Below are 19,698 nucleotides of genomic sequence, written 5' to 3'. Positions count from 1 at the left end.
GTACCCGGTTCACGCTCCCGAAGGAGATTGCTCCACATGAAGGCCCGTAAGCTCCTCGCCACGGCGATGATCACCGTCGCGCTGTTCGGAACCTCCGTCGCGATGTCGCCCACCGCGTCCGCCGCGTCTGCCGCGTCCGCCGCCTCGTCCTGCAAGAAGGACCCGAGCGCCGGCTGGTACTGCGGCTACTACAAGGGCACGAACGCGCTGCTCGCCGAGGGCAGCAAGGGTGTCGCCGTGTTCGAAGTGCAGGCGCTGATCGCCAACACCACCGCGTACTACGCGTACCACGACACGGAACTGGCGGTCGACGGCGCGTTCGGGCCGCGCACCAGGGCCGCCGTCCGCTGGTTCCAGGCCACCTACATGGGGTCCGCCCACGTTGACGGCATCGTCGGCCCCAACACCTGGAAGCGCCTGCGTCAGACGTGACCGCGCCGGCTGTCCCGCCCCACGGGGGTGGACGGGGCAGCCGCGCCCTGTCCCGGACTCCGAAGTCGCTCCTCCACCGAAGGGATCACCCATGCACAGACTCACCCGCCGACTCTCCGTCGCGGCAGTGGCGCTGGCCGCCGCCGTCGCACTCGCCCCGGGTACGGCCGCCGCCGCGAACGCCACCGGCACCTCCCAGGCTGCCGTCTCCGCCGCGTACAGCTGCGACATGAACCTCAGGGGCGGGTACTGGTACGCCGGGTGGTACGACGGCATGACGGCCGTCCCGCGCGCCGACATCGTGACGGCGGCCGGCATCGAGGCCCAGTGCCAGCTCCGCGAGACCGGCTACTACGCGGGCGCGATCGACGGATACTTCGGCCCGCAGTCGCAGGCGGCGATGAAGGAGTTCCAGCGGCACATCAACAAGGTGCACTCCGTCGGTCTGGCCGTCGACGGCTGGCCCGGTCCGCAGTCCTGGCCCTGGCTGCGCCGCTGACCGCCGCGGGGCCGCTCCGAAGGAGCGGCCCCGACAGAGGTGCTTGCGCGACCGGGGCGGTCGCCATCGGTCCGGTCAGACCTTGCCGCCGCAGATCACGTCGTACGGGCGGCCCATCGCCATCATCAGCTGCATCGGCTCCGTGGTCGCCGCCGGGCACTCCGTCTTCTCCTTGACCAGGCCGAGGACCTTGAAGTCGTCCGCCCCGGCCGAGGCGCAGGCGATCTCCTTGGCCGTCGCCGTGACGCAGTCGCCCTCCACGAGCTGGCCGCCGCCGGCGCCCGCGTCGCCGGGGTGGTCGCCCGTCAGGTTGCGGCCGCAGACGGTGTTGGTCGGGATGCCGCCGCCCTTCTTGCCGTCGCCGGAGCCGAAGACCCGGGAGACCTTGATGATCAGGTCCGTTCCGGCCGGGCACTGGATCGCGTCGGGCAGGAAGCTCGCGTCCTCGATCTTCAGGGCCTTGAAGGTCGCGCCCTGGTCGTCGCAGTCGAAGGCGCGGTAGCCGTCCGGCTTGTTCTCCGGGTCCGGGCCGCCGCAGTCGCCGACCTCCCACGATCCGCCCTTGCCGTCCGATGCGGACGAGGACCCCTTCGACTTCGACGCATCGTCACCGAAGATCTTGGACGCTCCGTAGCCCAGGCCGAGGATCAACGCGAGCACCAGCAGGCTCTGTAGGCATCCGGCGCCTCTCCGGGGGCGGTTCGGTGTACTGCCGGGCTGGGTCATGGTTCTGCTCCTCGACGGGGTCCTCGACGGGTGACCACAGGTGGCGCACGGGGTGGAAGTCACGGGTGGGGACGCGGCATGCACACCTCACGGTTCCGGCCGGATCACGTCGGCCCGGGAGCGCCCCCGTCCAGCTCCTTGACCAGGAAGCGGGCCGGGTCCGCGACCTCGTGCCGGACGCCTTCGTCGTCGAGGTACGCGTACCGGTCCAGGTAGCGGCAGCCGGTCTCCCGGTAGCCGATCCGCAGGTAGAGCGCGGTCGCCCGGTGGTTGTCGTCGTCCACGCCCAGGCCGATCAGCGCGTGACCGGCGGCCCGGACCGTCTCCTCCGCCGCCCGGATCAACGCCGAGCCGATGCCCCGGGAACGCAGCTCCGGTGGCCAGATCGCGAGCCCGTTCAGCTCGGGGCAGCCGGGGAAGCGGGCCTGCACCTCGGGTGCCGCGCAGCCCTGCCACAGGATCTGCGCCGTTCCGACCGGTACGTCGTCGGCCCAGGCGGTCAGGAAGGTGGCGCGCCCCTGCTCCTGCCGGTCGAACCGGGCCGCGTGCCGCCGGGTCCGGCCGGGCGAGGGCATGTGCCGCTCCAGCACGTCGAGGTCGGCCGCCCGGCAGGGCCGGATATGTACGGGGGCGGGAGAGTTCGGTGGTGTCATCGTGGTCATGCGGCGAGAGGGTAGCCGGGCCGCCCGCCGCCTCCGGAGCGCGGCGGCCCGCGCCGATAATCGCTGGTCGGAGGGGTACGGGCGGCCTAGGGTCGCGCGTATGGAGCTGAACATCACCACCCTCGCCGAGCGCCCCGAGCTCGCCGGCGCCCTGGACGGAATGCCGGTCACCTGGCCGGAGTTCGTGCTGGAGGACATCGTCGGCTGGGCGAACTTCGCCCGGATCGCGGTCGAGTTCCCCCAGTACGTGCTGGTCGCCACCGACCCCGAGGGTGTTGTGGTCGCCCGCGCCTACAGCGTGCCCTTCGCGCTGGACGCCCCCGGACGCGGCGAACTGCCCGTCGGCGGCTGGGACCGGATGCTGCTGTGGGCCTTCGCCGACCTGCGGCGCGGCCGTACGCCCGACACGGTCGGCGCGATCGAGATCACGGTGGCCACCGGCCACCAGGGCAAGGGCCTTTCGGGCCGGATGCTCGCCGCGATGCGGGACAACGCGCGGGCGCTCGGCTTCCGGGAAGTCGTCGCCCCGGTACGGCCGAGCGGCAAGCACCTGCGCCCCGGCCTGCCGATGGAGGAGTACGCCCGCCTGACCCGGCCCGACGACGGGCTGCCGGAGGACCCCTGGCTGCGGGTCCACGTCCGGGCGGGCGGGACGGTGGACTCGGTCGCCACCGTGTCGATGACGGTGAGCGGTTCGCTCGCGCAGTGGCGGCAATGGACCGGGCTGCCGTTCGACACGGACGGCCCGGTGGAGGTACCGGGCGCGCTCGTCCCGGTCCACTGCGCGCTCGCCCACGGGTACGCGGTGTACGTCGAGCCCAACGTGTGGGTGCGGCACCGGGTGTGACAGCGAAACGTGGTGGGGAGGCGGTCCCCGGTCCTGGAGGCCGCCTCGGACAGCCTCCTCGGAACGGGAGGCAACCATCACGAAATGACGCGGATCACTTTGCAGCTGTTTGTGCTCGGAGACATGGGGCGCACAGCGTCGGCGGCCTCGTGTCCCTCTCCGATTCCGCCGACGATGTGCTCGTCAAGGTTGGCCGAAATATAGGTGGAGGTGATCTGAAGATTCCGCTATCTGCGGTCTGATACGCACTATGCGGACGCAGCGCAACTTTGCGGGCCGATGGGAGGATCCTCCGTCATACCCCCTTCATCTGCGGCGATACTCTTTGTCGATCATTTGCGAAGCGAAGTGGTTCATCTGTGAGGCGGTGATCCATGTCACATGTTGATGCATTGCGTAGTCGCGTGAATTGGCTGAAGATCGAGCGGCCGAGAGCCGGATACGATGTTCTCGTCGTCTGTTGATGCTTGGGGGATTCAACATGTCTACGGCACTTGATGTTCACACCTGGGAACTCGCGGAATACGGATATACCGTCCTCGACGGTATTCGCACGGATGAAGAGGCCGCCGAAGCGCTCCGCGCGTTCGGCGAGCTCGTGCCGCAATACGACGGCTCTCTCCGCTACCAGGTCAAGGCGGCTCCTGGATTCGAGGAGCGGCGCTATTCCAAGAGCGTCAACACCATTCTGGTGCACACGGAGGCGCCGGGCTGGAACCCGCCGCCCAGCTACCTGGCCCTGCACTGCCGCGTCCAGGCGACCTGTGGCAGCGGGCACACCGAACTCGCCGACATGCGGCGGTTCGTGGACGCCCTGAGCGAGAAGGACCGAGCCGCCCTCCACGAGCGGGGGATCGAATGGCTCGGCCACAACACCGGAGGCGTCGGCACCGAAGGGGTGCTGCGCCCCGTGGTGGAGCGGACCGACAGCGGCCAGGAGATCCTCCGGTTCAGCTACAACCTGCTCACCACCGGCCAGTACGACCCGCCGGTCAACGCCTCGGTCGACCCCGCGGAACTGCCCCTCGGGAGCTTCGGCGTCCGCCTCGCCGAGCAGGCCGAGGAGTTCTTCCGGCAGGAGAAGATCTCCGTGCTCATCCCGGAGGACTCGGTCCTCGTCTGGGACAACCAGCGCATGGTGCACGCCCGTTCCGCCTACCGGGACGCCAAGCGACACCTCACGCGCTACTGGATCGCCGCCCAGCGCTGACCACGGGCCGGCCGGCGCACCGCCGCGTGCCGCCGCCCGCACTTCATCACCCGCGCCCGGCCGCGCGCCCGTGCAGGACCGGCCGGGGCGCGCGGGCGGCAGGGAAGCGTCCGTGCGCCCCGCATCCACCCGTACGTCGACCTCGTAAGGCGAACCATGAGCAGCACACCGGAGACCACGGCCCTCGAAGAGGAATTCCCCACCGGCCTGCCGGAGGAATTGAGGGGGCTGCCCGAGGGCGTCCCCCGCCACAACCCCGACGACCAGGTCGAGAGCGCCGTCATCCGCCGCCTCGTCGGCAACTGGCACCGCCGGGCCACCGTGAAGCGTGACGAGCCCGATCTCGACGAACTCTTCGAGATCGACCGGCCCGACTACCCGGAGGGCATCCTGCCCTTCCACGACCACCCCACCTACCAGGCGCTCGACCCGGCCAAGAAGTCCGAGCTGATGAGCTGGGCCTGGATCGCGTACAACCGGCACACCATCATGGCCGAGCAGAAGGTCGCCAATCCGGCGTTCGCCCTGGTCATGGAGGGCGAGTACCCGATGCTCCAGGACGAGGCGCTCAACATCTCGCTCGCCCAGGCGATGGTCGACGAGCAGTACCACACCCTGATGCACCTCAACGCCAGCGCGGTCACCCGCCGTCGGCGCGGCCGGGCCATGCCCGACAACGATCTCCCGATCTCGCACACCGCGCGCGAACACCTGAGGCTGCGGGACACGGCGTCCCAGCGGTGGCAGAAGTCCCTCACCACCCTGGCCTTCGCGACCGTGTCGGAGATCTCCATCAACGCCTACCTCGACCTGCTGGCCGACGACCCGGACATCCAGCCGGTCAACAGCAGCACCGCCAAGCTGCACAACCGCGACGAGTACTGCCACGCCTCCATCTCCGCCGTCCTGGCCGAGATGGTGCACGACAAGCTCGACGAGGAGAAGCAGCGCTACTTCCGCGACATGCTCTTCGAGGGTCTCGAGGCGTTCGTCGCCACCGACTACACGACCTGGCACCGCGTCATGGACCTGGCCGGGATCCAGGGGGGCCACGAGATGCTCGCGGACTGCCAGGCGGAGACGAGCCGCAAGAGGCTCGTGCGCGACTACACCGGTCTGCACACCCTCATCGAGCGGATGGGCGTCCAGGAACTCGTCGAGTTCGACTGGTCCAAGTCCCATGTCGCGAGCTGACGGCGGAGAAGAGATCTTCCGGTGAAACACTACGCGAACGAGCGTCTCGCCCGCCTTGCACTGGACCGCGGCATGCCCGAGCCCTACGTCCGCGACCTGCGCGTGGTCGGCAGCGTGCTGCCCTTCAAGGTCAACGAGTACGTCGCCGACGAGCTGATCGACTGGTCGGCAGCGCCCGACGACCCGATCTTCCGGCTGACCTTCCCGCACCGCGACATGCTGCCCCCGGACGTCTTCGACCGGATGGCCGCCCTGGTGGACGGCGACGCCCCGCGCGACGAACTCCGCCGCGCCGCGGCCGAGGCCCAGCTGGAGCTGAACCCGCACCCCGGGGGCCAGCTGGAGGCCAACGTGCCGATGCTGGACGGCCGCCGGCTCGACGGATTGCAGCACAAGTACGCCGAGACCGTGCTCGTCTTCCCCTCCCAGGGGCAGACCTGCCACTCGTACTGCGGATACTGCTTCCGCTGGGCCCAGTTCGTCAGCCAGAGCGAGCTGCGCCAGGCGCTGCGCGATCCGGCCGACCTGACCGGCTACCTCGCTCAGCACCCCGAGGTCACCGATGTGCTGTTCACCGGCGGCGACCCGATGATCATGCGCACCGATGTGGTGCGCCGCTGGGTCGAACCGCTGCTCGCCGACGACGCGCGGGCCGTGCGCACCCTCAGGTTCGGCACCAAGGCGCTGTCCTACTGGCCCGCGCGGTTCACCACCGGGCCGGACGCGGACGACCTGATGCGGCTGTTCGAGCAGGCCGTCGCCGCGGGCCGCCACGTGGCGGTCATGGCCCACTTCTCGCACCCGCGCGAACTGGAGACGGACGCCGTGCGCGAGGCGGTGGCCCGGATCCGCTCCACCGGCGCGGTCATCCGCGCCCAGGCGCCCCTGGTCGCCCATGTCAACGACGACGCCGCCGCCTGGGCCCGGATGTGGCAGCAGCAGGTCGAACTCGGCATCGTCCCCTACTACATGTTCGTCGAGCGGGACACCGGCGCCCGCAACTACTTCGGGCTCCCGCTCGCCCGGGCGCTGGAGATCTACACGGAGGCGATCAGCGGCGTCTCCGGCCTCGCCCGCACCGCCCGCGGCCCCGTCATGTCGGCGGGCCCCGGCAAGGTGATGATCCACGGCACGGCCGACGTCGGCGGCGAACGCGCCTTTGTACTCAGCTTCCTCCAGGCCCGCAGGCCCGACTGGGTCGGGCGGCCGTTCTTCGCCGCCTGGGACGAGCAGGCTCAGTGGTACGACGACCTCAAGCCGCTCTCCGCGTCCGGCACCGTCTTCCCGCCGTTCCCGGAGATCGCCGCATGAAGCTGTACGTCCACGAGATCAGGCTCACCGACCACGACATCTGGCGCAGCGCCCGCGAAGCCATCCCCGAACAGCCCGGCCTGCTCGTCGAACTGCGGGAGCGGGACGTCTCCGGATTCGGGGAGGCCTCCGCCTTCATGACGGACCGCTACCGCTCCGCCCTCCCCGTCATGCACGACGACCTGCGCCGGGTCGCCGGCACCGTGCGCACGCTCCCCGCCGACGACCCCGGGGGCGCCTGGGCCGCGCTCGCCCCGCAGCTCGCCGGGTCGCCCTTCCTCCTGGCCGCCCTCGATGTCGCGGCGCACGACCTGGCCGCCCGGCTCGCCGGCGTACCGCTGTGGCAGCACCTGGGCGGGGCGCGCCCCGAAGGCCTGCACTCCAGCTACAGCATCGGGCTCGACACCCCGGACGTCATGGTGCGCAAGCTTCGCGAGCGGCCGGGCTGGCCCGCGTACAAGGTCAAGCTGGCCGCCCCCGGCGACCTGCACGTCCTGAGGGCGCTGCGGGAGCACACCGACGCGCCGTTCTTCGTGGACGGCAACTGCGGCTGGGACCTGCCCGGCACGCTGGCCGCCCTCGACGGCCTGGCCGGGCTCGGCGTCGAACTCCTGGAGCAGCCCTTCCCGCGCGAGCGCTGGGACGACGCCCGCACCCTGAAGGCGGCCTCCCCGGTCCCGGTGTTCGCCGACGAGAGCATCACCGGCCCCGACGACCTCGACGCCTGCGCCGAGGCGTTCCACGGGGTCAATCTGAAGCTGATGAAGGCCGGGGGCATCACCCCGGCGCTGAGCATGCTGCGCCGCGCCCACGCCCACGGTCTCGGCACGATGCTCGGCTGCATGCCGGAGTCCAGCGCGGGGGTCTCCGCCACCGCGCACCTCGGCCCGCAGGTCGACCACCTGGACGCCGACTCGATCGCGCTGCTGGCGATCGACACCGGCCGCGGAGTCCTGCTGGACGCGTCCGGCCGGATCACCCTGCCGGACGCGCCGGGCACCGGGTTCGTCCCGGACTTCACCGGCCCGGCGTTCACCGTCCGGCCCGCCGACGCCGACGCCCTGGACCACGACGAGGCCCGCCTGTCGGTCCACCGGGACGGTACGGCGGTGGCCTCTGCCCGGGTCCGTCGGCGACCGCTGCCCGGCACCGAACCGGTGGACGATGTGCGGGAGCTGGCCGAGACGACGCAGGACGGGGCCACGGCGGAGGAGACGACCGCCCTGTTGCGCACCGCGGTCACCCGTGCGGTCGCCTCGGGGGCCCGCACCGTGTGGACCCGGCCCGACGACGCGTTCCGCCCCGCACTGCGCGCCGCGGGATTCGTGGCCCACGATCCCGCCCGTACCGACTCGCCCCTGCTCTGGAAGGCGTAACCGCATGACCAGCGTGCACGAACCGCCCGCGACCGACGCCGTCGCCCGGCTGACTCCCCAGGCCGCCACCGCCGTCGCCGTCGCCGCGCTGCGGGAGGCGGGCGTCCCCGAGGGCGACGCCCGCGACGTGGCGGCCGCGCTCACCGAGACCTCGCTGCGGGGCATCGACACCCACGGCCTGCGGCTGCTTCCGCAGTATTTGGCCGAACTCCGGGACGGTATCGCCACCGCCCGGCCCGCCGTCACCGCGATCCGGGACACCGGCCCGGCCCTGATGCTGGACGCCGACGGCGCGCTCGGCGTGGTCGCCGGACTGGCCGCCGCCCGGGCCGCCGCCGAACGCGCCCCGGTCCACGGGGTGTGCGCCGTCGGCGTCCGCAACTCCAACCACTTCGGCGCCGCCTCCGTCTACAGCCGCTACCTCGCACAGCGGGGCCTCGTCGGCATCGTCACGACGTCCGCCGCGCCCCGCGTGGCCCCCTACTCCGGTACCCGCCCGCTGTACGGCACCAACCCGCTGAGCTTCGCCGCCTCCGTCGACGGGGACGAGTTCGCGCTCGACATGGCCACCAGCCAGGTCTGCTTCGGGGAGATCAAGGAGCGGCGCAAGCACGGCCGCGCCCTCGACACCGGCTGGGCCACCGACGAGGACGGCCGGCCCGCCACCGACCCGGACCGGGCGTACGCGCTCTCCCCGCTCGGCGGCTACAAGGGCCAGGGCCTGGCCATGGTCGCCACCCTGCTGGGGGCCGTCCTCACCGGCTCGCCCGCCGACTGGCACCTGGAGCACATCGGCGAGTCCGCCCCCGGGCGGAGCCGTCAGGTCGGCCACTTCCTGATCTGCCTGGACCCGGCCGCCTTCGGCGGCACGGACAGCTTCGCCGAGGGCTTCGCGGACCTGCTCACCACCACCCGGGGCACCCCGCCCGCCGTGGACGCGGCAGCGCCCGTCCAGGTCCCGGGCGACCCGCAGCAGCGCATCGCCCGGGAGCGCACCGAGCACGGCATCCCGCTCGATCCGCATACCGCCCGCGCCTTCGCCGATCTCGCGGCCCGCCATGGGATCGGGGCCGACGCATGATCCTGATCCTGATCAGCCCCCGCAACGCCGGGCTCCCGTTCGCCCGATGGCTCGGCGAGGAGCGCGGCCGGCTGCTCGCCGTCACCGCCGACGGGGTCGACCCCGGCCCGGGGTTCCTCGCCGTGGAGCGGGTCGCCGACTACACCGACGACACCGCCGTGCGCGACGCCGTACGACGGCTTCGCGCCCGTCACGACGTGACCCGGGTGCTGGCCCTGGCGGAGGTGGACGTCGAGCGGGCGGCCGACCTGCGCGAAGAGCTGGACCTGCCGGGCCAGCGCCCCAAGAGCGCCCGCGCCTACCGCGACAAGGTCCTGATGAAGGAGTACGCCCGGGCCGGGGGCATCCGGGTGCCCGTCTTCGCGCCCGTCCACGACGAGGCCGAGGTGCTGGCCTTCATGGCCGCGCACCCCGGGCCCGTCGTGGTCAAACCCCGCGACGGCTCCGGCTCCACCGGGGTCGCCGTCCTGCACCGGCCCGAGGACGCCCGGGCCGTGGCGGAGCGGGTGCGCTCCGGCGGTCACGAGGCCGAGGAGTTCGTGACCGGCCGTTTCTGCCACGTCGACGCCCTGCACGTGGGCGGTGAGTTCGTGGTGTCCATCCCCTCCGTCTACACCGACGGCGGCTGTCTGTCGCACTGGACGGACTCCGGCAACGGCAGCTGGACCCTGGAAGCGGGCGATCCGCTGCACGCCCGGCTGGTCGAGGAGACCCGGCGGCTCGTCACCGCCCTGCCCCCGGCGCCCGCCCTCTTCGTCCACGCCGAGTTCTTCGTGACCGAGGCGGAGGAGATCATCCTCTGTGAGATCGCCGGACGCGTCGGCGGCACCCCGATCCCCGCCATGCTCACCACCGTACTGGGCCTGGATCCACGGGAGTTGTGGTCCAGGATCGAGTGCGGGCTGCCCGTCGACCTGGATGCCGTGGCGGACCGTGCCCGCTCCGCACCCCTGGTCGCCAACTTCGGCCTGCCCCCGCGGAACGGCCGGATCACCCGCGTACCCGGGCAACCGCCCGCCGGAACGGAGGACTTCACGGTCCTCGCCCGGACCGGCGACGACTGGGGCGGTGCCCGCTACCGCGACCGCAAGTCCGGCGACTTCGTCGCCACCTGGCTGGTGACCGCCCGCACCGAGGGCGAACTGCTCGCTCGCGTCGCCAAGAGCGAGGCCGAGGCCGAGGCGGGATTCGGCTGGGAACGCGCCACGGAGGTGTCCCGATGAGCACGCTGACCGTCCGGGTCCTGGGCCCCGACGAGCGGCCGACCGCAGCCGGACTCCCCGCCCTCGACCGCCCGCCGGTCATCTGGGAGGACGACCGCTGGTGGCGTTTCACCGAGCGCACCGACCTGCACGAGGCCCACTACCTGGGGGTGTACGGGGCGGGCGGTGACCTCGTCGCACTGGCGCCGCTGCTGCTCACCCGGGACGGCGGCGGACTCCTGTTCTACGACGTGCCCAAGATGGTCGGCGACCTCGGCGCGTTCGGTGACCCGGAACGACTGCCGGAAGGCGATCGGGCCCGGTGGGAGGAGGCCGTCACCGGCCTCCCGGACGCCCGCCGCGGCCAGTATCCCTCCCTCGCCCTGTCCGTCTTCGGCTCCCACCTCGGCCTCGTCCACGCGGCCGGCCGCACCCCCGCCGAGCGGCGAGAGGTGCTCTCCGAGTTGCCCCGGCTCCTCGACGAGGCCGCCGAACAGCTCGGCTGCCGCAGCACCGGACTGCTGTACGCCTCCGACGAGCAGGCCGCGCTGATCGGCCCGGCCGCGGAGGCCCGCGGGCACACCCCGGCCGCGCTCGGCGCCGAATCCGTACTCCGGCTGAACGCCCCCGACTGGGACGGTTATCTGGCCGCCCTGACCAGCCGCAAGCGCACCCGGCTCCGCCGCGAGCTGCGCGACTACAACGAGGCCGGTTTCACCACCGTCATCCGGCACGGCGCCGACGCGCTCACCGGGGCCGTCGTCGATCTTCAGGTCGCCCTGCGTGCCAAGTACGGGCTGCCCGGCGGGCGGGCCCGCGTCGAGCGGGACTTCGACGCCATCCGCGAGACCGTCGGCGACAGCTGCCTGGTCTTCAGCGCCGAACGCGACGGCGAGGCCCTCGGGTTCGTCCTCTTCCTCCGGGCCGGGAACGCCCTGTACGCGCGCACCGCGGGCTTCGACGAGGACCGGGCCCGGGGCGTCTACTTCTCCCTCACCTACCACGAGGCGGTCCGCTGGTCCCTGGCCAACGGCGTCCGGGAGATCTGGTACGGCCTGGCCGCCTACGAGGCCAAGAGGCTGCGTGGCTGCGACATCGAACCGCGGCGCGGCTGGTTCCGCTTCGCCGGCGACGGCCACCGCACCCTCACCGACACCGTCCGCCTCCAGGGCGTGAGCGAGGACGAACGGCTGCGCAGCCTCGGCCCCCACCGCACCACCACACAAGGAGACTGAGCCGACATGCCCCTGACCCCTACCCCGTACATCTGGATGGACGGCGAACTGGTCCCCTGGGACGACGCCACCGTGCACGTCCTCACCCCGAGCCTGCACTACGGCTGGGGGGTGTACGAAGGCATCCGTGCCTACGCCACCGAGACCGGGTCCGCCGTCTTCCGGCTGCGCGACCACATCTCCCGGCTGCGCGACTCCGCCCGCGTCTACCTCATGGAGCTGTCCTGGACCGACGAGGAACTCGTCGAAGCCGTCCGCGAACTGGTCCGGGTCAACGGCCACGACTCCTGCTACATCCGGCCCATCGCCTACCTCGGCTACGGCGAGATGGGCGTCGCCCCCCAGCTCGACGCCGTCCGTATGTCCATCGCCGTCTGGCCCTGGGGCTCGTACCTCGGCGACACCGCCGAGAGCGAGGGCTGCCGCCTGATCGTCAGCAACTGGCAGCGCAACTCCAACCAGACCGTGCCGCCGCTGGCCAAGGCGACCGGCGCCTACGTCAACAGCGCGCTGGCCAAGGTCGGCGCCCAGCGTGCCGGATACGACGACGCGCTGATGCTCACCGCCAACGGCCATATCGCGGAGGCGTCGGCCGCCAACCTCTTCCTCGTCCGTGACGGCGAACTCATCACGCCGCCCGTCAGCGACGGCATCCTGCCCGGACTCACCCGCGACTGCGCCCTCACCTTCGCCCGCGACCTCGGGCTGAAGGTCACCGAGCGCAGCGTCCCGCGCAGCGAGGTCTACATCGCCGACGAGGCCTTCCTCACCGGCACCGCCGCCGAGATCGTTCCCGTCGCGTCGGTGGACGAGAGGCGCGTCGGCTCCGGCGTCGGCCCTGTCACCAAGCAGCTCCGCGACCTCTTCCACGAGGTCGTCCGGGGCCGCGACGAGAGGTACGCGCACTGGCTGGAGCGCGTGTGACCGGCGAGGTCCTCAGCGCGTCGAAGCGGGCGGCGGCGCGGCTGGAGGCCGCCGCCGCCGGGCTTCCCCCGCTGCGAGCGGGGCAGGAGTCGCTGAACGAGGAGATCTGCGACCGGCTCATCGACCTGGCCGCCGCACGCGCCGCCGTCGCCCGGCCGGCGGACGACGAGGGCGGTCATGACGCGGCGGCCCGGTCCGTCGACGCCTGCGTGTGCCGGGCCGTCGAGGACGACGTCGTACGGACCCTGTCCCGGACCGGAACACGGCTGGACGGCGGGCCGTCCCTGGAGGCCGCCCACCGGGAGGTCGCCCGGATCGTCACCCGCCTCGCCGAACCGGACCACTACGACGCGGTGTGCGCCCTGCTGCGGGCGGGGCTCGGGGGCCGGCCGGACGGCCGGGCCGCCGGTGCCTGGGACATCGCGGACGAAGCCCTGCGCGGTCTGGTCTCCGTCCGCGCCGAGTGGGCCGGCGCCGATCCCGCCTGCACGGTGGCGGGCGGCTGGGTCCTGGTGGACCGCGTCGCCCGGATTCGGCTGACCGCCGCGCTCCTCGCCCAGGCGCGAGCCCGGGGCGGGAACGACGCCGAGCAACTGGTCAACGCGGCCCGCAGATACGCCTGGAACTGGCTGCGGCTGCCCCCACCGGAGGCGGCCACCGCCGTTCATGTCCGCCGGACCGGTGAGCTGGCGGCCTGGATCGGGGCCTTCGCCGCCGGGGGCCCGGCCCAGGAGGGCGGTGCCGGATGAGCGAGTCCCCTGCGAGCCGGTCGTCCGGCCCGGGAACGGACGGGGCGGCGGACCGGCCTGCCGGCCGGATCCTGCGCCTCGCGCTCGCCATCCTGCCCCGGACGTCGGCCGGCCGGAAGCTGGCCGCCGGAGCCGTCGCCGACTCCGTCGGCTCCGGCATGTTCCTGGCCGCCTCCACGCTCTACTTCGTCACCGTCGTCGGGATCCCGGCCACCCAGGTGGGCGCGGTGATCTCCATCGCGAGCATCATCGGACTGATCAGCCCGGTGCCCTTCGGCCGACTGGCCGACCGCGTCGGACCCACCCGTGTCTACGTCATCCTGCTCGCGGCCCGGGGCGTGGGGTACGCGGGCTTCGCGCTGGTCGACAGCTTCTGGCCGTACGCCGTCCTGACCTGCGTCCTCACCGCCCTGGACCGAGGCTGCTCGCCGTTGCAGCAGGTCGTGGTCGGACTTATCGAGGGCGGCGAGAACCAGGCCCGCACCATGGCCTCCATCCGTTCGGTGCGCAACATCGGACTCACCGCCGGATTCCTGCTGGCCGGAGCGGTGCTCGCGATCGAGCACCGGGCCGCGTTCGCCGCCCTGTTCCTCGGCAACGCCCTCACGTTCTTCGTGATCGCGCTGGTCGTCGAGCGGCTGCGCCGAAGGGTGGAGGACCCGGCGGGGGCCGTCACGGTGAAGAAGGCCGTGCCGCTCGCCGAGGAGACAGCCGCAGAGCCGGACCCCGAACCGGCCCCGGTGCGCAGCCCGTTCCTGGACCTGCGCTTCCTGCTGTTCACCGTCTCCAACGGGATCCTTTCCCTGCACGACTCGGTGCTCTTCCTGCTGCTGCCGCTGTGGCTGACCACGGCCACCTCGGCGCCCGCTTCGGCGGTCTCGGTGCTCCTCGCCGTGAACACGGTGCTCACCGTGGTGCTCCAGGTGTACGTGGCGAAGTTCGCCGACACCACCGCCCGGGCGCTGCGGCTCATCTGGTTCGCACTGGTCCCGCTGCTGCTGTCCTGCGGGGTGTTCGCGGGCGCGGAGCACGTCCCGGCCTGGCCCGCCGCGGCCTTCGCGGTGATCGCGGTGGTCCTGCTGACGGTGGGCGAGAACGTGCACTCCGTCGCGGTCTGGAACCTGTCGTACGACATGTCACCGGCCCCCGCCCGCGCCCGCTACCTGGCGACCTTCAGCCTGGGCGTCACCGGCCAGCAGATCGTGGGGCCGGTCCTGATGACCGCTGTGGTGCTGCCCCTGGGGACGGCCGGCTGGGCCCTGCTGGCCGGAGTGTTCCTGCTCGCGGGTCTCGGCCTGCGCGCCACCGGCGGCCCCCGGCCGGAGCCCGCCGTCGACCACGCCCCCGCCCCGGCGCCCGCCGCCACCGCGAGGGCCACCGGCTCTCCGGCTCCCACCGACACCCCGACCACTCCGACACTCTCCGAGGTGGAGTCATGACCGAACATGTCCTCATCGTCGGCGGCGGGCGGGAGATCCCCGGCCTGATCCGCGAGACCGGCGGCCCCGGCACCGCCACCACGATCCTGTGCCGACTCGACCTCGTGCCCAAGATCCGCAAGCCCGCCCAGCACGACCGGATCATCGGCCTGCGCAGCGGAGCACCCGACGAGGAGTGGGTGGCGCTGGCCGCCGCGGTGCACGCCCGCCACCCGTTCACCCGGGTCGGCACGTTCGGCGAGCGGGACCAGGACCGCGCGGCCGCCGTCGCCGACGCGCTGGGGCTGCCCTGCCACAGCCCGCGGACCGTCGCGTGGGTGCACGACAAGCACGCGATGCGCCGGCGACTGGCGGAGACCGGGGTCGACACGACGCCGGTGGCCAGGGTGCCCGACGCCGCTGCGCTGCGGGCGTTCCTCGACGAGCACGGCACCCCGTGCGTCGTGAAACCCGCCCAGGGTGCGGGCAGTTTCGGCGTCTCGGTGGTGCGCGACGCCGAGGAGGCTGACGCGGCCTTCGCGCGGGCCTCGGCCGACTTCGCGCTCATCCCGGACGCGGGCGTGCTGGTGGAACGCTTCCACGAAGGGCCCCAGTTCAGCGTCGAGGCGTTCTCCGAGGACGGCGAGCACGTGATCGTGGCGATCACCCGCAAGTTCTCCGACCCGGTGGGTTTCGTCGAACTCGGGCACGTCGTCCCCGCCGCACTGTCCGAGGACGAGACCGAGGCAGTGCACGGCTACGTCCGGGCGCTGCTCGACGCCCTGGAGATCGGCTACGGGATCACCCACACCGAGGTGGTGCTGACCAAGGAGGGCCCCCGGGTCATCGAGACCCATGTGCGGCTCGCCGGCGACGAGATTCCCTACCTCGTTCAGGACGTCACCGGGGTGGACCTGATCTCCTGCGTGGCCCGCCAGACGCTCGGTCTGCCGGTGCTGGACGACATCCGTACCGCCCTGGCCGACCCGACCGTGGACCGGCGCCCGGAGGCGATCTGGTTCGCGGTACCGCAGGCGCGCGGCCGGCTGGACTCGATCGGCGGGCTCGCGGAGGCGGCCGAACTGCCGGACGTCGTCGCCGTCGAGGCCCTGCTGGAGCCGGGCGACGAGGTGGGCGGGCTGGAGAGTTCCGAGTCCCGCGCCGCGTTCGTCCGGGCCAGGGGAGCGGACGAGGCGGAAGCGGTCGAACGGGCGCGGAGCGCCGCGCTCGGGCTGGACTTCACCGTACGGGTGTCCGGCGGCGCCGGGTCCGCCGCCGCGGAGTGGGTCTGACATGACGACCGACGCCGCACGACCGCGGACGACCGGTCCTTCGGTCACCGCGGGCCGGGGGCTGGCCGAGCGCGCCCGGGCCGTACTGCCGCCCGGGGCGCACGCGTTCTACGCCGCGGGGGCCGACGAGGGGATCAGTGTGGCGGAGGCGGCCGGGGCCTGGCGGACCCGGCGGTTCGCCCCGCGGGTGCTGCGGGACGTGTCGGCCGTCGACACCGGCACGGAGCTGCTCGGCAGCAGGCTCGCCGCCCCTGTGCTGGTGGGCCCGACCGCCTTTCACCGGATGGCCCACGACGAGGGCGAGACGGCCACCGCGGCGGGGGCGGCGGCGGCCGGTTCACTGATGGTGCTCTCCTCCCGGGCGACCCGGCACCCGGAGGACGTCGCGGCGGTGGCGGGGCCGTGGTGGTACCAGGTCTACTGGCTGCGGGACCCCGATCTCACCCGCCGTCAGGTGGAGCGGGCGACGGCGGCGGGGGCACGGGCCCTCGTCCTGACCGTCGACGCCCCCTACGTGCCGCCCCGGGACACCGGCGGGCTCCCGCTCCCGCTGCCGCGGGACGACGAGCTGTGCCGGTCGGTGGGGGTCGCCACCCGGCTGCCCGGCTGGGAGCAGGACCCGTCGGTCGGGTTCGGCGCCATCGCCGAGCTGCGCCGGATTTCCGGTCTGCCGGTACTGGTCAAAGGGGTGCTCCGGGCGGACGACGCACAGGCCTGTGCGGCGGCGGGGGCGGCGGGCGTCATCGTCTCCAACCACGGTGGCCGTCAGCTGGACCGGGCGATGCCGAGCGCCGACGCGCTGCCCGCGGTGGCGGCGGCGGTCGGGGACCGGGTTCCGGTGCTGGCCGACGGCGGCATCGAGACCGGCACGGACGTCCTGGCCGCGCTGGCCCTTGGCGCGCACGGCGTTCTGATCGGCCGTCCGGTGCTCTGGGCCCTGGCGCTGGACGGCGCCGACGGCGTGGCGTCGCTGCTGGACTCCTACCGGAGCCAGCTGCGGACGGCCATGGCCCTGGCCGGGGCGGCCACCGTGGCCGGCATCGGCGCGGACCTGCTGCACCGGTAGGGCCCGGAGGCCGTGGGGACCGCCCGGACGAGGCGAACTGCAACGGTTGGGCACAACGTCGGGTACAACCGGCTCAGCCGGTCGGCGGAGGTGTATACGCTCACCCCACACGTCCGACATACGCCTCCCAGGAGCAGCACATGCACGGCTACGGCCCCATGCCGCAGCAGCCGACGACATCGCGGCCGTCCCCGGCGACGCTCACGACGGTGCGCGTGATCCTCGTCGTGGTGACCGTGCTGAGCTGCGGCCTGTTGGGCTGGGCGGCGATGCTGCGGCTCGCGATCGTCACCCGCAGGCCGCGCGACTGGTTCCTGCTGGTGGTCGTGATCGCCCTCACCATCGGGCTGTTCGCCTTCATCATGGCCACACCGGACGACCCCGACGAGATGTCGGACGCGGCGGCGGTGTTCATGCTGTTCTGGGTCGTCGGCCTGCTGGCCGGGGTGATCACCTACTACCTGTACACGGAGATACGGCACTACAACGCCCTCGGCGCCCCGGTCCCGTACGGCGCGCCCACGCACCCGGCGCCCCCGCTCCCGTACCACCAGCAGCACCTCGCCCAACACCAGCCGCACCAGCCCCAACAGCACCAGCCTCAGCCTCAGCAGCGTCAGCAGCCCAACCCGTACACCGCGCCGACCACCCCGCCCACCCCCACGCCCGCGCCCCAGCGCCTCGACCAGGTCCGGGCCGAGCTGGACGAGCTGAGCGACTACCTCCGTAAGGGGAACAAGGACAGCAGGGACGGCGAGGGCCGGTGAGCGGGCGGACCATCGCCGACCGGTACGAGCTGGCGGCCATCCTCGGCCAGGGCGGCATGGGCCAGGTGTGGACGGCGTACGACCGGCGCCTCGACCGCCGCGTCGCCGTGAAGCTGCTGCGCCCCGACCGGGTCGCCGGGCCCACCGGCAGCGACGCGGCCGACGAACTGCGCAGCCGGTTCGTCCGGGAGTGCCGGGTCACCGCCCAGGTCGACCACCCGGGCCTGGTCACCGTCCACGACGCGGGCAGCGACGGCGACGACCTCTACCTCGTCATGCAGTACGTCGAGGGCGCCGACCTCGCCGACCATCTGGCCGGGCAGGACCCGTACCCCTGGCCGTGGGCCGTCGCGGTCGCCGCCCAGCTCTGCGCGGTGCTCTGCGCGGTGCACGCCGTGCCGATCGTCCACCGGGACCTCAAGCCCCGGAACGTGATGGTCCGCCCCGACGGCACCCTCACCGTCCTCGACCTCGGCGTCGCCTCCGTCCTCGACACCGACACCACCCGCCTCACGCACACCGGTTCGCCCATCGGTTCCCCGGCCTACATGGCCCCCGAGCAGGCGATGGGCGGCGCGGTCGGCCCGCGCACCGACCTGTACGCCCTCGGGGTCGTCCTGCACGAACTCCTCAGCGGTGACGTGCCGTTCGCCGGGTCCACCGCGCTCGGCGTCCTGCACCGCCACCTCTACGAGGCCCCGGTCCCGGTCCGGCAGAAGCGCCCCGAGGTGCCCGTCGCGCTGGAGGCCCTCGTCCTGCGGCTGCTCGCGAAGGACCCGCAGGACAGGCCCGCCTCCGCGCAGGAGGTGTACGAGGAGCTGGCCCCGCTGCTGCCGAAGCACGGCACCCCCGCCGGGCCGCTCGACCCGACCCGGCCGTTCCTGCGGCCGCACGCCCCCTGGCCGGACCGGGCCGCCACCCCGGCCCCCGTGCCCGCGCCCGCCACGTTCGCCGCGCCGCCGCCCGTCTCCGCCGCGACGCGGCCGGCCCTCGGCGGCCCGCCGTCCTTCACCCCGCCCCTGGCCGTCCTCCCGTCCCCGGCCTCGACCCCGGTCCCGGCCGTCCCTGCCCGCCCCGCCACCCCGCCGCCCGGCAGGCTGGACGTCGCGCGGGCCGTGGACGAGGTGAAGAAGCTGCTCGGCGAGGGCCGGATCACCCAGGCCGTGGACGTACTCGGCGCCACCCTCCCGGCCGCCGCCGCCGAACACGGCGAGCACTCACCGGTCGTCCGCATCCTGCGCAAGCAGTACGCCGCCACGCTCATGGACGACGGCCAGTACCGCCGCGCCCTGCCCGAGCTGCGCCGCCTCGCCGAGGACCGCACCGCCGAGGCGGGCCCGGCCGACCCCCAGGCCCTCCAGTTCCGTTACGACGCGGCCCAGTGCCTGGAACAGCTCGGCGAGGCCGGGGCCGCGCTGGTCGAGTACCGCGCGGTCCTCCCGTACTACGAGAACGCCTACGGGCCGATCACCGCCGACCCCGGCCGCGCCCTCGACATCCGGCACCGCATCGGACAACTGCTCCTGGCGGTCGGCGACCACACCGCGGGCCGGGCCCAGCTCCAGGCGCTGCTGTACGACGCCGAGCGTACCTACGGGCCGCACCACCCGCTGCCCATGGACCTGCGCCGCCTGCTCAGCCACCAGCGGGACGTCCGCGGCGGCTGACCACATCCCCAACTCCTCCGGAATCGTTGGTCGAATCAGT

19 protein-coding genes are annotated in these 19,698 nt (G+C 73.0%); 17 read left to right on the top strand and 2 right to left on the bottom strand.

Translation table 11 applies throughout. The features are described 5' to 3' along the window. Positions 1 to 36: 36 nt before the first annotated feature. The gene (locus A3Q37_RS20690; protein WP_065486831.1) at positions 37 to 432 is read left to right on the top strand and encodes a peptidoglycan-binding protein; all 396 of its coding nucleotides are present in this window, start codon (positions 37 to 39) and stop codon (positions 430 to 432) included. A 91-nt stretch (positions 433 to 523) separates the two neighbouring features. Next, positions 524 to 931, top strand: a complete 408-nt coding sequence (locus A3Q37_RS20685) for a peptidoglycan-binding protein (protein WP_065486829.1) — start codon at positions 524 to 526, stop codon at positions 929 to 931. A gap of 75 nt (positions 932 to 1,006) precedes the next feature. On the opposite strand, the gene A3Q37_RS20680 is transcribed toward A3Q37_RS20685, so the two are convergent. Continuing rightward, on the bottom strand, positions 1,007 to 1,657 hold the full coding sequence (locus A3Q37_RS20680; RefSeq protein ID WP_065486826.1) for a hypothetical protein: 651 nt from the start codon (positions 1,655 to 1,657) through the stop codon (positions 1,007 to 1,009). A gap of 104 nt (positions 1,658 to 1,761) precedes the next feature. Beyond that, entirely contained in the window at positions 1,762 to 2,319 is a 558-nt protein-coding gene (locus A3Q37_RS20675; protein WP_065486824.1) for a GNAT family N-acetyltransferase, read from the bottom strand. Between the two features lie 100 nt (positions 2,320 to 2,419). On the opposite strand from A3Q37_RS20675, the gene A3Q37_RS20670 reads away from it, so the two are divergent. The 15 genes from A3Q37_RS20670 (at position 2,420) to A3Q37_RS20600 (ending at position 19,658) form a co-directional block, all read left to right on the top strand. After that, positions 2,420 to 3,166, top strand: a complete 747-nt coding sequence (locus A3Q37_RS20670) for an acetyltransferase-like protein (RefSeq protein WP_065486822.1) — start codon at positions 2,420 to 2,422, stop codon at positions 3,164 to 3,166. Between the two features lie 481 nt (positions 3,167 to 3,647). After that, positions 3,648 to 4,376 carry a TauD/TfdA family dioxygenase gene (locus tag A3Q37_RS20665; protein WP_065486820.1) on the top strand — a complete coding sequence of 243 codons (729 nt, stop codon included), beginning with the start codon at positions 3,648 to 3,650 and terminating at the stop codon, positions 4,374 to 4,376. Positions 4,377 to 4,532: 156 nt separating this feature from the next. Then, positions 4,533 to 5,570, top strand: coding sequence for a diiron oxygenase (locus tag A3Q37_RS20660; RefSeq protein ID WP_065486817.1), 1,038 nt, complete (start codon positions 4,533 to 4,535; stop codon positions 5,568 to 5,570). A 72-nt stretch (positions 5,571 to 5,642) separates the two neighbouring features. Further along, a complete protein-coding gene (locus A3Q37_RS20655; RefSeq protein WP_065486912.1) occupies positions 5,643 to 6,881 on the top strand; it encodes a KamA family radical SAM protein in 1,239 nt (412 codons plus the stop codon). After that, positions 6,878 to 8,257 carry a dipeptide epimerase gene (locus A3Q37_RS20650; RefSeq protein WP_065486815.1) on the top strand — a complete coding sequence of 460 codons (1,380 nt, stop codon included), beginning with the start codon at positions 6,878 to 6,880 and terminating at the stop codon, positions 8,255 to 8,257. Before A3Q37_RS20655 ends, A3Q37_RS20650 begins: the two co-directional genes overlap by 4 nt. Before the next feature lie 4 nt (positions 8,258 to 8,261). Further along, positions 8,262 to 9,338, top strand: a complete 1,077-nt coding sequence (locus A3Q37_RS20645) for an Ldh family oxidoreductase (protein WP_065486812.1) — start codon at positions 8,262 to 8,264, stop codon at positions 9,336 to 9,338. After that, on the top strand, positions 9,335 to 10,561 hold the full coding sequence (locus tag A3Q37_RS20640) for an acetyl-CoA carboxylase biotin carboxylase subunit family protein (RefSeq protein WP_065486810.1): 1,227 nt from the start codon (positions 9,335 to 9,337) through the stop codon (positions 10,559 to 10,561). Before A3Q37_RS20645 ends, A3Q37_RS20640 begins: the two co-directional genes overlap by 4 nt. Further along, complete coding sequence (locus tag A3Q37_RS20635; RefSeq protein ID WP_218064563.1) at positions 10,558 to 11,775, top strand: GNAT family N-acetyltransferase; 1,218 nt, start codon at positions 10,558 to 10,560, stop codon at positions 11,773 to 11,775. The genes A3Q37_RS20640 and A3Q37_RS20635 overlap by 4 nt, the downstream gene beginning before the upstream one ends. A gap of 6 nt (positions 11,776 to 11,781) precedes the next feature. After that, complete coding sequence (locus A3Q37_RS20630) at positions 11,782 to 12,699, top strand: branched-chain amino acid transaminase (protein WP_032767270.1); 918 nt, start codon at positions 11,782 to 11,784, stop codon at positions 12,697 to 12,699. Then, positions 12,696 to 13,448, top strand: coding sequence for a hypothetical protein (locus A3Q37_RS20625; RefSeq protein WP_065486807.1), 753 nt, complete (start codon positions 12,696 to 12,698; stop codon positions 13,446 to 13,448). Before A3Q37_RS20630 ends, A3Q37_RS20625 begins: the two co-directional genes overlap by 4 nt. Next, positions 13,445 to 14,887, top strand: coding sequence for an MFS transporter (locus A3Q37_RS20620; RefSeq protein ID WP_065486804.1), 1,443 nt, complete (start codon positions 13,445 to 13,447; stop codon positions 14,885 to 14,887). Before A3Q37_RS20625 ends, A3Q37_RS20620 begins: the two co-directional genes overlap by 4 nt. After that, complete coding sequence (locus tag A3Q37_RS20615) at positions 14,884 to 16,158, top strand: ATP-grasp domain-containing protein (protein WP_065486802.1); 1,275 nt, start codon at positions 14,884 to 14,886, stop codon at positions 16,156 to 16,158. The genes A3Q37_RS20620 and A3Q37_RS20615 overlap by 4 nt, the downstream gene beginning before the upstream one ends. Before the next feature lies 1 nt (position 16,159). After that, positions 16,160 to 17,224, top strand: coding sequence for an alpha-hydroxy acid oxidase (locus A3Q37_RS20610; RefSeq protein WP_079137895.1), 1,065 nt, complete (start codon positions 16,160 to 16,162; stop codon positions 17,222 to 17,224). Between the two features lie 140 nt (positions 17,225 to 17,364). Beyond that, complete coding sequence (locus A3Q37_RS20605) at positions 17,365 to 17,991, top strand: hypothetical protein (protein ID WP_065486800.1); 627 nt, start codon at positions 17,365 to 17,367, stop codon at positions 17,989 to 17,991. Then, a complete protein-coding gene (locus tag A3Q37_RS20600) occupies positions 17,988 to 19,658 on the top strand; it encodes a serine/threonine-protein kinase (protein ID WP_065486798.1) in 1,671 nt (556 codons plus the stop codon). Before A3Q37_RS20605 ends, A3Q37_RS20600 begins: the two co-directional genes overlap by 4 nt. Positions 19,659 to 19,698: the final 40 nt, after the last annotated feature.

This window comes from Streptomyces sp. PTY087I2 (assembly GCF_001687325.1).
Taxonomy (GTDB): domain Bacteria; phylum Actinomycetota; class Actinomycetes; order Streptomycetales; family Streptomycetaceae; genus Streptomyces.
The sequence above is the reverse complement of the archived record's forward strand: the minus strand, read 5'-3'. Positions and strand labels throughout refer to the sequence as shown.

What these genes read in the sequence shown, in the direction of transcription:
- A3Q37_RS20690 (WP_065486831.1), top strand. Translation starts at nt 37, where the DNA reads ATGAAGGCCCGTAAGCTCCTCGCCACGGCGATGATCACCGTCGCGCTG.
- A3Q37_RS20685 (WP_065486829.1), top strand. Translation starts at nt 524, where the DNA reads ATGCACAGACTCACCCGCCGACTCTCCGTCGCGGCAGTGGCGCTGGCC.
- A3Q37_RS20680 (WP_065486826.1), bottom strand. Translation starts at nt 1,657, where the DNA reads ATGACCCAGCCCGGCAGTACACCGAACCGCCCCCGGAGAGGCGCCGGA.
- A3Q37_RS20675 (WP_065486824.1), bottom strand. Translation starts at nt 2,319, where the DNA reads ATGACCACGATGACACCACCGAACTCTCCCGCCCCCGTACATATCCGG.
- A3Q37_RS20670 (WP_065486822.1), top strand. Translation starts at nt 2,420, where the DNA reads ATGGAGCTGAACATCACCACCCTCGCCGAGCGCCCCGAGCTCGCCGGC.
- A3Q37_RS20665 (WP_065486820.1), top strand. Translation starts at nt 3,648, where the DNA reads ATGTCTACGGCACTTGATGTTCACACCTGGGAACTCGCGGAATACGGA.
- A3Q37_RS20660 (WP_065486817.1), top strand. Translation starts at nt 4,533, where the DNA reads ATGAGCAGCACACCGGAGACCACGGCCCTCGAAGAGGAATTCCCCACC.
- A3Q37_RS20655 (WP_065486912.1), top strand. Translation starts at nt 5,643, where the DNA reads ATGCCCGAGCCCTACGTCCGCGACCTGCGCGTGGTCGGCAGCGTGCTG.
- A3Q37_RS20650 (WP_065486815.1), top strand. Translation starts at nt 6,878, where the DNA reads ATGAAGCTGTACGTCCACGAGATCAGGCTCACCGACCACGACATCTGG.
- A3Q37_RS20645 (WP_065486812.1), top strand. Translation starts at nt 8,262, where the DNA reads ATGACCAGCGTGCACGAACCGCCCGCGACCGACGCCGTCGCCCGGCTG.
- A3Q37_RS20640 (WP_065486810.1), top strand. Translation starts at nt 9,335, where the DNA reads ATGATCCTGATCCTGATCAGCCCCCGCAACGCCGGGCTCCCGTTCGCC.
- A3Q37_RS20635 (WP_218064563.1), top strand. Translation starts at nt 10,558, where the DNA reads ATGAGCACGCTGACCGTCCGGGTCCTGGGCCCCGACGAGCGGCCGACC.
- A3Q37_RS20630 (WP_032767270.1), top strand. Translation starts at nt 11,782, where the DNA reads ATGCCCCTGACCCCTACCCCGTACATCTGGATGGACGGCGAACTGGTC.
- A3Q37_RS20620 (WP_065486804.1), top strand. Translation starts at nt 13,445, where the DNA reads ATGAGCGAGTCCCCTGCGAGCCGGTCGTCCGGCCCGGGAACGGACGGG.
- A3Q37_RS20615 (WP_065486802.1), top strand. Translation starts at nt 14,884, where the DNA reads ATGACCGAACATGTCCTCATCGTCGGCGGCGGGCGGGAGATCCCCGGC.
- A3Q37_RS20610 (WP_079137895.1), top strand. Translation starts at nt 16,160, where the DNA reads ATGACGACCGACGCCGCACGACCGCGGACGACCGGTCCTTCGGTCACC.
- A3Q37_RS20605 (WP_065486800.1), top strand. Translation starts at nt 17,365, where the DNA reads ATGCACGGCTACGGCCCCATGCCGCAGCAGCCGACGACATCGCGGCCG.